This window comes from Streptomyces sp. SA15, from assembly GCF_002291145.1.
Classification (GTDB): domain Bacteria; phylum Actinomycetota; class Actinomycetes; order Streptomycetales; family Streptomycetaceae; genus Streptomyces.
Map to the genome: position 1 here is coordinate 1 of NZ_NTGE01000054.1, position 12381 is coordinate 12381.

General features: G+C 68.8%; 11 protein-coding genes and 5 pseudogenes. 6 read left to right on the plus strand and 10 right to left on the minus strand.

Going from position 1 to position 12381, the window contains the following annotated elements:
* A pseudogene (locus CLM62_RS09315) lies at nucleotides 1–245 on the plus strand (hypothetical protein); the annotation flags it as partial.
* Between the two features lie 571 nt (nucleotides 246–816).
* Here CLM62_RS09315 and CLM62_RS09320 read toward each other — a convergent pair.
* A complete protein-coding gene (locus tag CLM62_RS09320) occupies nucleotides 817–1704 on the minus strand; it encodes an SDR family oxidoreductase (RefSeq protein WP_095749375.1) in 888 nt (295 codons plus the stop codon).
* Nucleotides 1705–2011: 307 nt separating this feature from the next.
* Nucleotides 2012–2164, minus strand: coding sequence for a hypothetical protein (locus CLM62_RS49900; protein ID WP_179382022.1), 153 nt, complete (start codon nucleotides 2162–2164; stop codon nucleotides 2012–2014).
* Nucleotides 2165–2291: 127 nt separating this feature from the next.
* Between CLM62_RS49900 and CLM62_RS49905 the strand changes: the two genes are divergently transcribed.
* The gene (locus tag CLM62_RS49905) at nucleotides 2292–2438 is read left to right on the plus strand and encodes a hypothetical protein (RefSeq protein WP_179382023.1); all 147 of its coding nucleotides are present in this window, start codon (nucleotides 2292–2294) and stop codon (nucleotides 2436–2438) included.
* An 88-nt stretch (nucleotides 2439–2526) separates the two neighbouring features.
* Here CLM62_RS49905 and CLM62_RS09325 read toward each other — a convergent pair.
* Nucleotides 2527–2774 (minus strand): annotated as a pseudogene (locus tag CLM62_RS09325) (hypothetical protein); the annotation flags it as partial.
* A gap of 334 nt (nucleotides 2775–3108) precedes the next feature.
* On the opposite strand from CLM62_RS09325, the gene CLM62_RS09330 reads away from it, so the two are divergent.
* Complete coding sequence (locus CLM62_RS09330) at nucleotides 3109–3468, plus strand: hypothetical protein (RefSeq protein WP_095749376.1); 360 nt, start codon at nucleotides 3109–3111, stop codon at nucleotides 3466–3468.
* 31 nt (nucleotides 3469–3499) lie between these two features.
* Here CLM62_RS09330 and CLM62_RS48600 read toward each other — a convergent pair whose 3' ends face one another.
* Nucleotides 3500–4480 (minus strand): helix-turn-helix domain-containing protein, encoded by a 981-nt coding sequence (locus tag CLM62_RS48600; protein WP_107483771.1) that lies wholly within the window; start codon nucleotides 4478–4480, stop codon nucleotides 3500–3502.
* On the opposite strand from CLM62_RS48600, the pseudogene CLM62_RS09340 reads away from it, so the two are divergent.
* Both CLM62_RS09340 and CLM62_RS52975 read left to right on the plus strand, forming a co-directional pair.
* Nucleotides 4438–5364 (plus strand): annotated as a pseudogene (locus tag CLM62_RS09340) (ATP-binding cassette domain-containing protein); the annotation flags it as partial. The gene CLM62_RS48600 and the pseudogene CLM62_RS09340 overlap by 43 nt on opposite strands.
* A gap of 113 nt (nucleotides 5365–5477) precedes the next feature.
* Complete coding sequence (locus CLM62_RS52975; protein WP_373559125.1) at nucleotides 5478–5612, plus strand: oligopeptide/dipeptide ABC transporter ATP-binding protein; 135 nt, start codon at nucleotides 5478–5480, stop codon at nucleotides 5610–5612.
* Here CLM62_RS52975 and CLM62_RS09345 read toward each other — a convergent pair.
* The 6 genes and pseudogenes from CLM62_RS09345 to CLM62_RS09365 form a co-directional block, all read right to left on the minus strand.
* Entirely contained in the window at nucleotides 5594–8008 is a 2415-nt protein-coding gene (locus CLM62_RS09345; RefSeq protein ID WP_095749377.1) for an Orn/Lys/Arg decarboxylase N-terminal domain-containing protein, read from the minus strand. The genes CLM62_RS52975 and CLM62_RS09345 overlap by 19 nt on opposite strands.
* A gap of 418 nt (nucleotides 8009–8426) precedes the next feature.
* Complete coding sequence (locus CLM62_RS09350; RefSeq protein ID WP_179382024.1) at nucleotides 8427–9110, minus strand: IS5 family transposase; 684 nt, start codon at nucleotides 9108–9110, stop codon at nucleotides 8427–8429.
* An 8-nt stretch (nucleotides 9111–9118) separates the two neighbouring features.
* Nucleotides 9119–9283: pseudogene (locus tag CLM62_RS52980) on the minus strand (transposase); the annotation flags it as partial.
* Between the two features lie 73 nt (nucleotides 9284–9356).
* Nucleotides 9357–9500, minus strand: coding sequence for a hypothetical protein (locus CLM62_RS49910; protein WP_179382025.1), 144 nt, complete (start codon nucleotides 9498–9500; stop codon nucleotides 9357–9359).
* Nucleotides 9501–9566: 66 nt separating this feature from the next.
* Nucleotides 9567–9767 carry a hypothetical protein gene (locus CLM62_RS09360; RefSeq protein ID WP_095749380.1) on the minus strand — a complete coding sequence of 67 codons (201 nt, stop codon included), beginning with the start codon at nucleotides 9765–9767 and terminating at the stop codon, nucleotides 9567–9569.
* A 3-nt stretch (nucleotides 9768–9770) separates the two neighbouring features.
* Nucleotides 9771–10352: a DUF6192 family protein gene (locus CLM62_RS09365; RefSeq protein ID WP_095749381.1), complete on the minus strand. Its 582-nt coding sequence runs from the start codon at nucleotides 10350–10352 to the stop codon at nucleotides 9771–9773.
* A 1299-nt stretch (nucleotides 10353–11651) separates the two neighbouring features.
* Between CLM62_RS09365 and CLM62_RS09375 the strand changes: the two are divergent.
* Nucleotides 11652–12181: pseudogene (locus tag CLM62_RS09375) on the plus strand (kinase).
* Nucleotides 12182–12381 lie beyond the last annotated feature (200 nt).

The window sequence follows — 12381 nt, forward strand, 5'->3', positions numbered from 1 at the left end:
CGAAGAACACCGAGATCCTGTGCCTCGTAGCCAAGGACGAGGCAACCGCCGACCGCGCCGCAGCGAAGCTGCGCTCGGTCGTGGCCGACATGTCACCCACGTTCGACGGTACGAAGGTGACCGTCGACAAAGGCGACCAGCCCGTGGTCCGGGCGGCCGTCCCGGACACCGGCACACAGCGGCCAGGCCGGCTGATGCTCTCCGACATGGAGCTGTGGATGGCTATCACAGGCACGGAGCTTTGACGTTCTAGGAGCCTGATTCCCCCTCCGGGGACGGACGGTCGCCGGCAGGACTGGCATCGCCCCAACTGCGGAGGGAACTCTCCTGCAGGCCGACCTACGCCTCCACCCGCATGTTGGCGAAGCCAGCTGGGGCGGGAGCGTGGGCAGCGGGCGAGGGAATCGGGCGCCCCCTCTGTCACTCGCGCGCGGCAGCGGGCAGACCACGCTGCCTGGGCCCGTTGACGCCGGGGATATGCCGCCGAAGCGTGAAGCGTCCGTGCCGACTGCGCTCGGCACGGACCCGATCCGCACCCTAACCCGGGTGCCGCCTCGCGCTCTGAGCCCGTGCTTGTCAGCGGGCCCGCATAGTGGTTTTGTACGTGGCAGCCAGCAACGTTTGTCGACGGTTTCGGGAGCACTTCGCGATCAAACGGTCCGGGAATATCGATGAGAACTGGCAACGGTCCCAGGGCACTGACCGCTCCTGAACCCGCGCGTTCCGAAGTCATGATCCACCTCGCCATGACCTGACCTGATAGCCCGCCACCTCACCGGCGAAGCCACCATCTCGTGGCGCGACGAGATGCAGTGCTTAAGTGAAGTCTGGGGCGTGATCGTGCGCCCATTGGCGGAAGGTGCGAGCTGGAGTTCCTGTTATCTGGTCGAGTGTGAGGTACGCATCGTCGTTCGGGGCGCTCGTGTCATGGGGTTCATCTGTGATGCCTTCGACGCCGTCGTAGCTTTCGAAGCCAAACAGGAAGTCTGCGTTCGTGGCCGCGAAGCCGCCTTGGGCTCGGTAGAAGCCGCGGGCTTGTTCGGCAGAGACCTCATCGAGCGTGATCTGTTCTCCGATCGCTTCTGCGATCAGTGCAACCTGTTCGCGTTTAGTGAGACTGTCCGGTCCGATGATCGTGTCGATCCGTCCGCGGCGGCGTGGGTCGAGCAGGTTGGCCAGGATGACATCGGCAATGTCGGCCTCATGGATGGGGTGCCCGATCTGATCAGGAAGGGGCTCCACAGCTCGGCGATCCGTCTTGATCGCTGGCCCCCATATGAGGAGTGAGTTTGTCGCGAACTCACCAGGACGCACGATGCTCCAATCCAGCCCCGAGCCCATGACGGCCTGCTCGACGACCGCGTTGTACGTGGTGTCGTAGCCCGCCGTCACTGCGGCGGAGGAGACCACGACCACGTGCTCGATGCCCGCCTGCTTTGCGCGAGAGACGACCGCCGCAACGGTCTCAGGGGCCGCGATCAGGACGAGTTGCGCGGCACCGTCGAATGCGTGCCTCAGCGTGGACGGGTCGTCCAGGTCGCCGAAGACCACGTCCGCACCATCCGGGAGTGCGGCACGTTGCGGGTGCCGCGACATTCCGCGCACCGTGTGACCGGCGTCAAGCAGTCCTGCGACGACCAGGCGGCCGATCGCCCCGGTGCCCCCGGTAACCAAGACGGGAGAGGCGTTCTTTAAATGAGACATAATTTCTCACTATAAGACGTCGACGTATCATGATGCTGAGGCTGACGCCGGTATCGCCCGAGAGGCCGACGAGCTGATCCTCGCCGAGATCGAACGAGGCCAGCGTGAAGGGGCACTCGACTCGACAGTTCCCGCGAGGTGGATAGAGCTGATGATATGGAGCACCGTCTACACGGGCCTGCAAGCCGCCGCCGACGGACTCGTACCACGACACGGCGTGGACGAACTGATACGCCGAACGCTTCGCCGAGCGATAAGCGAGCAGCCCAAGTAGCGGCCCGAACCAACCCAGCGTGACTTGCTCGCATCACCCAACTTCGGAGTCCAGGATGTCCGCTGCGAGGGCGAGCAGACCCGTCTCGTCAGGCGCAGCCTCGTATTCGTTCATGAGCTCGAAGGCCAGGTAGTCCGGGTAGCGCACCCAGAAGTCAAGCTTCTGCAGGCGCACCTGAGTGTGCACCACGCCCACTGTTGAGTGGGCACCGTCTCGCCCTCGGCCAGCGGCTTTGCTGCTGCGTCGATCAGCAGCAGGCGTACGGAATCCTGCCAGCGGCTTGCCCTGCGTACCGCCAAGGACGCGACCCATCGTGCTGGCAGCGGACCCCAGTGAACGACGGCCGCATCACGATCAGGAACCCCGCCGTGGACAGGTCCGTCTCCTTCCGCGCCGACTCACCGACAAGCAGGGCAACAGGTCGTCGGTGTCGGTCTACGACGCGTACTTCGGCAAGTAGTCGACGCGCACCGGACGGTCCGCCGGGGCCATCGCTCCGGCGGACTCTTCGACCGCCCGCAGCCCCGGGACCGGTGATGGGCCCGCTCCTACTCCACCACCGCGACCGTCGTCCCCGCCGTGCCGAACTTCCGCAGCGCGTCACCGTCGGCCTCGCGCATGCGGATGCCGCCCGTCTGCACGCCCGAGGCGGGCGGCGGGGAGGAGCCGTCCACGGCGTTCGCCACGCCGCCGGTGTCTGTGGCGGCCTCGCTCCGCGTCCCGACCGTGTAGTGCCGGGCTCCGGGCTCACCGTGCCCGGCCACACCGGCACGGCTCGGTGGTCATAGTCCCGAGCCGCAAAGGGCGGTTGCGGCACCCCTTCCCCGTCGGGATCAAGGCACCCGGCCTGAGCTGTTGAAACCCCATGAGGCATGCAGCGGTGACCAACTCATCATCCGGCTCCGGGCTTTGGGCATCCCCACCCCAGGACCGCGCCGCCGCCTTGTTCACCCCGGCGGCACTGCGACACCGGGTGTTCCCGCGTCGTCCGCGGGTCGCCGATGGGTCAACTTCCTTGGCGGACACGGGCCTTCTGGTGCTCCCCTGGTGATACGTTCACCCCGTCTGGCAAGCCAGTTCGAATACGAGTGGGGTTCACTATGGGCAGTGTCCGAAGAAATCTCCTGACGATGGCCGGCGTGATCGCGGGCGGCGGCGCAGTGGTCGCGATGGTGGCGACCCCGGCGGCCGCCAGGCTATACAGCGCGGGGAGCAGGGGCCTGGACTCGTTCACGTACTTCGAGAGCAACGGCGAGATCCTCACCTCCGAGGACAACCATGCCGACGGCCACGGCGCCACGGCCCAGTGGCGTTACAGCGGCTCGTCCACCGTCAACTCGTACTACAACCCCAACGGCGCGGGAAACACGAAAACCTGGAACCTCTCCCTGCCCGAGAACAGGATCATCGATATCCGCGCCTGCCTCCAGGACGGCGCCGGAGGCACTCCGTGGGACTGCGGCCCATGGCAGGATGCCTCCACTGGCTGACCGCCTGCCGGTAGGGCGGGTCATCTGCGGGTCATCTGTCGGTCGGCCTGGTCGAGCTCGCGTAATCGGTGGGTGTTCGGCCGTACTGCTTCTTGAAGGCGCGGATGAAGTGGCTGCTGTCGGCGAAGTGCCAGTGGGCGGCGAGTTCCGAGACGCTCAGCCGTCCGGACGGGGCGGTGAGCGCGAGGCGGGCTTCCTCCAGCCGCCGTTGGCGGATGTAGGCGCCCACCGACTCTCCCGTCGCGGCGAACGCCCGCTGCAACGTGCGTACAGAGCCGTTGAGTTGACGCGCCAGCATCGCCGGAGACAGTTCGGGATCGGCGAGATGGCTGTCCGCAAGGTCCTTCGCGGCCTGGGCGAGTGCGGGAGCCAGCTGGGGTTCTGTGTCGTCGAACCGGCGTCTGACCACTGCCTTGGCCAGCTCGATCAGGGTGCTGTGAGCGGCGTGCACACCGGCCGGGCCGAGTTCGTCGATGGTTGAGTGGACCATGTTCGTGTGGGCCACCAGCAGGCGCACCTCGGCTGAGTCCGCCGGCCCGGTGATGATCCGGTTCCCGAGCACGGGGCTGAGCCTTGCGGCGGGCAGAGCGAGGATCTTCGTCGTCGTGTGCGGCGCTGTCTCGAACTGCGAGGGCCGTCTGAAGTGCCGGAGGCGGAACTGCCCGGCCGAAACCGTGTGTTCGCCGCGATCGGGCGGGTCATCCAACGTCCATGTGTCGCGCCGCACCAGGTGCATCACCACCGCATCGTGATCGTCACCCGGCGTGCCCGAGAGGCCCGACGCGCTGCGGACATCGGTGATGGTCACGTCGCGCACCTTGGCGGCGCGGCCCTTGACCCGGAGGTCACCGATCGTGGCCGGACTGAAGCTCGGCAGTTGGAAGACATCGCCGATCTGCGTCTCCCATGCGTTCCGTAAGGCGTCGAACCCGCGCGGCCCGGCGCCCGCGATGGTGGAGTCCAGTAAGAATGCCCCGCGTGACGTCTCGGCCTCCGATACAGCGTTGTTCATCGTCTCCTCCATGCGCCGCTCCAACGCTGTCTCGTGGCGCGGATGTTCCGTCCGGATGCCGCTGTGGTTCAAGGGTGCGACGCGCCGACCTTCCTAAGCTTCGGCGGGTGGAACAAATCCAGGGCGGTTCCGGGCGTGGTTCGCACAAATGCGGACAAGTTTCTTACGCCCCCGCGGCAACGCCGCCGCCCGACCATCGACTGTTCGATCAGTCCGTATCAGGTCGGCTGACCTATCGCATCCCCGGCTGCGGGGAGACGCTCGGCATCGTCGGCGAGTCCGGCTGCGGCAAGTCGACCCTCGGCCGCTGTCTGGTGCGACTCACCGACCTCACGGGCGGCCGGGTCGAGTTCGACGGGCAGGACATCACCGCGCTGTCCGCCCGGCGCCTACGGCGCGTCCGTCCCGGCATGCAGCTGGTCTTCCAGGACCCGCAGGCCTCCCTCAACCCGCGCCGCCGTGCCGGGGACATCGTGGCCGAGCCGCTGCTCGTGCACGGCTACGGGGGCGCGGCCGCGGTCCGGCGGCGGGTCGCCGCGCTGCTCGACGTCGTCGGGCTGGCCTCGGCGCACCTGGACCGGTACCCGCACGAGTTCTCCGGCGGCCAGCGCCAGCGCATCGGCATCGCGAGGGCCCTGGCCACGAACCCCGAGCTGATCGTCGCCGACGAACCGGTGTCCGCCCTCGACGTGTCGATCCAGGCGCAGGTGCTGAACCTGTTCGCCGATCTCCAGGAGGAGTTCGAGCTCACCTACGTGTTCATCGCCCACGACCTCGGCGTGGTCCGCCATGTGTCGGACCGGATCGCCGTCATGTACCTGGGCGAGATCGTCGAACTCGCCGAGACGGAGGAGCTGTACGGCGCCCCCGCCCACCCGTACACCCAGGCGCTGCTGTCCGCGGTACCGGACATCGACGACGGCACCACGACGGCGGGCGGCGGCCCGGGGCCCGGCCCCGGGAACGCATCGTACTCACCGGCGAGGTACCCAACCCGGTGGCCAAGCCGGCCGGCTGCGCGTTCCACACCCGCTGCCCGTACGCGCGTGAGCGCTGCGCGCTGGAACGTCCGCGCCTCGTCCGGACGCCGTCCGGCCGGCACACCGCCTGCCATTACCCGCTCGTCGGCTGACGGCTCCCTGAGGCTCCGGGGGCGCGCCGCTGGGCCGGAGCGGAGAGCCTGCGAGCGCCTGAGTCGCTCGCGTCGTCGTCGGACTCCAGGCGCAGACACTCGATCAGGTAGTCGCCGGTGTCGGGGTCGAGGGTCACCCCGTGGGTCTCGCTGCGGAAGCCGGGGAAGCGGCGGTCGAAGGACTCCAGCGCGCTGAGGTAACGCAGCAGCGGGCCGTCCTTGTCGCCGGCGCTCTCGCCGGGCATCAGCACGGGGATGCCGGGAGGGGTGACGGTGACCATGGCGGCCGCCACCCGGCCGGGCGCCTCGGCCAGCCGCACCCGCTCGGTGCCGCCGCGGACCAGGCGCTGGTAGCACAGTTGGGGCGGGGAGACGGGCTCCGGCAGTTGCTGGAAGGCGGTGTCCAGCAGCTCCACCAGACGGACCGAGCGCAGATGGTCGTGCATCTCCTGGCACAGTTCGCGCAGGGTCCGGCCGGAGTAGCGCCTCGGGTGCTCGGCGACGAGGGCGGGTAGGACGCGGTCGAGCGGGGCGTCACCGTCGTAGAGCGCCTTGAAGTCCATCAGGGCGTCCAGCAGGGTGCCCCACTTGCCCTTGGTGATGCCCATGGAGAACAGCACCAGCGTGGTGTAGCTGTCCGTCTTCTCCACCACGATGCCCCGGGTGCCCAGGTAGGCGGTGAGCACCCGGGCCGGGATGCCCCAGTCGGCCATGTCGCCGGTGGCGGTGATCCCCGGGCAGGTCAGGGTGACCTTGATCGGATCCAGCATGCAGTAGCCGTCGGTCAGCCCGGGGAAGCCGTGCCAGTCCGCTCCCGGTTCGAGGTGCCAGCAGGAGGGCTCGGTGCGCAGCAGGTCGGCCGGGGCCTCGTCGAAGGGCAGGCGTGTGCCGCTTTCCGGGTCGGTCACCGTCTCGGGCTGCCACACCCCGAAGAACCACGGCGGCCGGTCCCCGGCGGCTTCGATGCGCCGCCGGATGCGCACCATCTCCTGGCGGAAGCGGATCGCCTCGGTCACCGCCTCGTCGACCAGCCACCGGCCCTGCGGCCCGTCCATCATCGCGGTGGCCACGTCCAGTGAGGCGATCATCGGATACAGCGGGGACGTGGTGCCGTGCATCATCAGCGCCTCGTTGAACCGGTCGTGCTCGACCGGGGCCCGGGGCGCGGGCCGGACGTGCACCATGGCGCTCTGCGACAGCGCGGCGAGGAGCTTGTGGGTGGACTGGGTCGCGAAGACGGTGGGGCGTTCGGGGCCGGGGAAGGTCTCCGGGCCCACCGACATGCCGTAGCGGCCGGCGTAGAGGGGATGGAAGCGGGCGTAGGCGAACCACGCTTCGTCGAAGTGGAGCCTGGGTGTGCTGGAGGCGAATGCCCGGGCCGCCGCCACGGCGTCGTAACACAGGCCGTCGTAGGTGGAGTTGGTGAAGACGGCGTACTGGGCTGCGGTCGGGAGGGCACCCTGGGCCAGCGGGTTCGTGGCGATCCGGGCTGCTACCGAGTCCGCCTCGGTCTCGGACGGGGGCAGTGGCCCGGCGAGGCCGTAGCCGTTGCGGGTGGGGATCAGGTACACCGGCCGGGCGCCGGAGACGACCAGGCCCTGAAGGACCGACTTGTGGCAGTTGCGGTCCACCAGCGCGATCTCGTCGCGGGTGACGCTGAAGTGGCCGACCAGGCGGTTGCAGGTGGAGTCGCCGTGCAGGACGAAGTAGGTGAGGTCGGAGCCGAAGACCCGGGCGGCGTTGCGCTCGGCCTCGCCGATCGGGCCGGTGTGCTCGAACAGCGACCCGAGCTCTTCGACCGAGATCGACAGGTCGCTGCGCAGCAGCCGCTCCCCGAAGTAGTCGTGGAACGCCCGGCCCGCGGGCGACTTGAGGAAGGCGACGCCGCCGGAGTGGGCAGGGGTGTGCCACGAGTACTCGTGCGCGTCGTCGAAGCGGCGCAGCGCCCGGAAGAACGGTGGCAGGACGGCTTCCCGGTAGCTGCGGGCAGCGGTGGTGATCCGGCCCGCGATGAACGCCGGGGTGTCCTCCAGCGGCCAGACGTAGCCCACCACCGACTCCGACACCCACAGTGGCAGGTTCTGCATGCCCTCGTCGTCCGTCATGACCAGGAAGACGGGCAGGTCCTGGAAGCGGCGGCCGATCCGGCGCAGGACCGCCGCACCGCCCGGCTCACCGTCCGCCCCGGGACCGGGCGGAAGGTCCCAGGCCACCAACGCGGCGGCCAGGCCGGCCTCGGTGCGCAGCACCGCGTCGGCGTCGGCCGCGCTGACCGCCCAGCGGGTCCCGAACCCCGCTAACTCGATCGCCTCACGGATCTTCACCAGCTGCTCGACGCCTGCGCCCTCGTCCTTGGGGTGCTCGCGTACCGCGACCAGAATCCTGCTGTCGGCCATGTCGTCCCCTCCCCGGCGGCGTGTGCCGCCCCCGGCCAGTGTCCGCACGGCACACCGGGGACGACGGACATCACAGCGGTAAACCACCCCGACGACGGAATGCGCATACGCGCCTTGACCCGGGTTGCCGGTCAGCGCTGATGGCCGGGCCGACCGGTCGGTGCGTTGTGCTGCCGTGTCGCGGTCGCCTCAGGCGCCCGGCCGCCTCCTCGATGCCGAGGGCGGCCTGGCCCGACACAGCGGGGCCGCTGGGTCGGGCCAGCTCCGGGATCACGATCCTCCTGGCACCCTGCCAGGTCAGAAGCTGTGTCACATCTCCTTTCCACAGGTCCCGGCGCCATGAGGCATGGTGATACCTCGGTTTGCCGTTCGGGTGGGCGTCGAGTGGGCGGGCAGACGAACGGCAGTGGAGGGATCTTCAGGCGGCTGTTGCGAGGGTGTCCTGGACCGCCTCGGTGCGGCTGTGCTGCCGGGCCAGGCGGCGGGACATGAGGGTGATGAACGCCCACTGGATGTGGGCTTCCGCGTGGGACATCAAGCGTTCGTAGTCCCTCGCGTTGCGCCTCGCTCGCATGGTCCACGAATTACTCCGCTCCACCACCCACCTCTTGGGCAGCACGACAAAGCCTTTGGCGTCCTCGGGGAGGGGAACGACCTTGATGGTGATGCCGAGGGTGTCCTGGGCCCAGGCGGTGAACTCCTCGCCTCCGTAGGCGTTGTCGGCCCAGACCAGGACGATTTCGGGGTGCTCGGCATGGAGCCGCGTGAGCAGGATGCGGGCGGCGGCGCGCTCCTGGACGTCGGCGGGGGTGACGAGCAGGTCGACCAGAAGGCCGTCCTGGTCAACGATTAGATGGCGCTTCCTCCCGTTGATCATCTTGGCTTGATCCCATCCCCTCGTCTTCGATACGGTTTCCGCGCCCTTGACGGACTGGGCATCGATGATCACGCGGACCGGCCAGGGGCAGCGGCTGCCGCGCAGGCGCAGCCGACGGCGGAGCTGGTCGAGGATGCGCTTGAGCACGCCGGCCTTCGCCCAGCGCGCGAAGTACCCGACACGGTGCGCCAGGGGATGCCGAAGTCGGCGGGCAGCGCGCGCCATTTCGCCCCGTTGTCGACGATGTAGCGGATCGAGTCGACCACCCGTCGCCGGGGCCATTTCTCGGGCGCGCCGCCCTTGGGGGTCTGGCATGCGGGCGTCGGGAGAAGGCGTTCGAGCAGGGCCCATTCGAGGTCGCTGGTGTCGGAGGGGTAGTGGTAGCGGGGCAGCAGCATGACGGTGTGGGGCCGCGACCTGGGGAGGGAGCCAACTGCGGGGCGGTCGCGGCCCGTTGCCTGCCTTTCCGGTTCACTCCAGGTTGGACAGCAGCTGGAGGGTGGACTCGATCGCGCCCATCTGGGCCATCACGGTGCGGATGTAGGGGGCGTCGGGGGTCTTCTTCTGGTGCGGCAGGAGGATCCCTGCGATGAAGTTCTCGACACGGTGGTGCACGATGTCGAAAAAGGCCCGTTCGTAGCCGATCCAGACCTCCGGCGCGTCGTCCAGCAGCCGGTATCCCTATTTCCTGTCCCAGGTCACCGGCGGAAGGCCGCGTGCGGCCGCGACTTGGCGCAGGTGCGCGAGCCCGGTGTGGATCTGCGCGCGGGTGCGTTCGGTGGCGGCCATGAGCTGGGTGATGGTCAGTCCGGCTGGGCGTGCCTCTTGCAGGGCGCTGAGGATCGCTTCGGCGTGGACGTGAGCGGGGACGTCCCGCCCCATCGCCTACTCACCCGAGCCCTTCAGCAGCTTCTGGAGCTGCTCGTTCAGGTCGATCTCGCCGCGGGTGACGGCGTTCTCGATCCAGTCTGCCGCAGCGCGTACCCGCGCCAGGCCGCGGGCGATGGTGTCGCGTTCGCCGGCGTCGTACTGCTCGCCGCGTAGGTTCGGCACGATTCGGCCGGCGGTGGTGACGAACTGCGCGCAGGCCGCGACCAGGTCCATGAACTGGGCGCTGTGCTCCATGCGCTGCAGCTGTGGGGCAGCTTCCTCGCGGACGAACTGGACCTGCTGGCGGAACCGGTCGAACTGGGCCTCGTTCACTGCGTGCCGGGCGGTGTCGTCGGCCATGGCCTTCGAGGCGACCGCCGGACGGCGCAGGAAGTCGGTGGTCACCACCGAGGCGACCGCGTCGTCGGTGGCCAGATCATGGATTGCCTCCACCTTCTCCTGCACGCTCTCCGGGGAGTCGACCTTCCAGCCCACCACCCGCTTCGCGTTGTCGTGTGTCCAGCGGGGCTCCCCGCCGCAGGGGTTGGCCGGGGGGTTGTTCACCGCCTCGAACCGCTCGGCGGGATCGGGCGTCACTTCGCACCATCCGACCGCCTCGCGCCGTCGGAAAGGCCGTGCGTCCCGGTGTGGGGAGCGCGTTTTGTCCGCCGGATGCGCGGTTTCACACCCCGCCCGGCTGCGTGCGCCGCTTGTGCCAGGCCCGTTTGCGGCAGGCGGGAGAGCAGTACGTTGCCAAGGCCGGACGTTCGACCCCGACCGTCCAGGCCGTCCCGCACTCCGGGCAACTGGACGCCACTCCGGCCTTCACCGCCTCGGTCCTCGCCCGCGCCCGCCGCATCCGCCGCCAGTGCCGCGACCGGCAGACGGTCGAGCAGAACACCGCCGTCGCCTTCGCCGACGGCATCAGCGGACCCCCGCATCCCCGGCACAACCGCGGCCCGGAGTCCTCGTTCGCGATCACAACCAGCCTCAGCCGGGACCGCCGTCCCTGCCCATGTGGCCACGGTACGACCGACAGTCACCACTCCAAACCGGCGCGAAAGCACAGACGGCATGGCCGTATCGGACAACGCACGGGCACTTCCAGCTGGCGCGCCATCACGCTGTGCCGCGACAACGGGACGACAGGTGCCACCGAATCGAGTGTTGATGAGGCCCAGAGATCCCGATATGGATATCGATCAGAGGAAAGAGCAACGAAAAACGCAGGACGCAGTCGCAAGGCTCAAGGGGAACCGCAGGACTCAGGTCCCAGGTACCCGTCAGGGGCCCCGCAGGGCACCAGCGTGTGCCGTCTCCACGCGTGCTTCCTATCGGTCTTCCTTTCGATATCTGTGTTCACCCAGGTCATGGCGCTGCCTCTAGTTGCCGCTCACGAAGACGGGTGCGCCCCGCGTAATGCCGACTCGAGATTTCTCCTCGCCCTGTCGGACGCCGCTGCCCGGCGTCGCGAGGACAGCTCAACGGCACCAGGAGGGGTCGATGGAACGATCAGAGCAGGTACCTAACCGGCGAGAGCCACACCAACCGGAGCGACCAGCGGAGGAGGGCACGCCCAGTCACAGGCGGGCCGTTTGCGATGGACCACTCCAGATCAGCCTGGGCGTGCTGCGCGGGATCGGAACATGGGTCGGCCAGCGCCTTGCCGAGTGGGTCACCGGACGGTGGTGAACTGCCGCCCGCCCTGGCCCTGCGAGTCGACACCCACATGACGGCTACGCGGTAGGAACAGAAGGCAAGTGCGAGGGCCCGGTGAGTGCCATCACCGGGCCCTCGCACGGTGACTCCGTGTGCGCGGAGAACGGTCTTCGGATTGACATGTAAGGCTCAGACACAGCTTCTCAATCAGCGGCCGTCGGTAGCGTGATCGCCGTGATGGTGGGCACTGAAGAAACCCGGCTGGCCGTCCTGCGCGGCAACAGCGCATCGGGGAAGTCGTCCGTCGCGGCCGGCCTCCGTGAGAGGTTCGGCCGCGGGCTTGCCGTGGTCGGCCAGGACAACCTCCGCCGTATCGTGCTGCGCGAGCGCGACCGGCCCGGCGCGGCGAACATCGGCCTGATCGACCTGACCGCCCGCTACGCCCTGGACGCCGGGTTCCACGTCGTGGTCGAAGGCATCCTCTACGCCGACCGCTACGGCGACATGCTCGCGCAGCTGCGTGCCGACCACCGCGGCCCGACGGCTATTACCTGGACGTGCCGTTCGGCGAAACCCTCGCTCGGCACGCCACCAAGCCGATCGCCGACGACGTCAATGAGACGCAGCTGCGCGACTGGTACCGGGCGCGCGATGTGCTGCCCGGCGGCATCGAGACCGTCATCGGCGCCGACAGCGCCCTGCACGAGACCGTCGACCGCATCATGAACGACACCGGCCTGGTCCACCTGCCCGCCGTGGACCGCTGATCCGGGCACTGTTGCGACAGATGCTGCGCCTACATGCCGTCACAGTCGCGTCGGCCCCGCCTCGACCATGAGGCCGACCACAGGTGCGGCCGCGCCGCGTCCAGTCCCGACCACGGGGTTGGCCGTGCCGCTCTTCTGGGTTCTAGTGGTCGTTGCAACACCTCAGCTCAGAGGTGGCGATGGACGTCGAATTTCGTGGG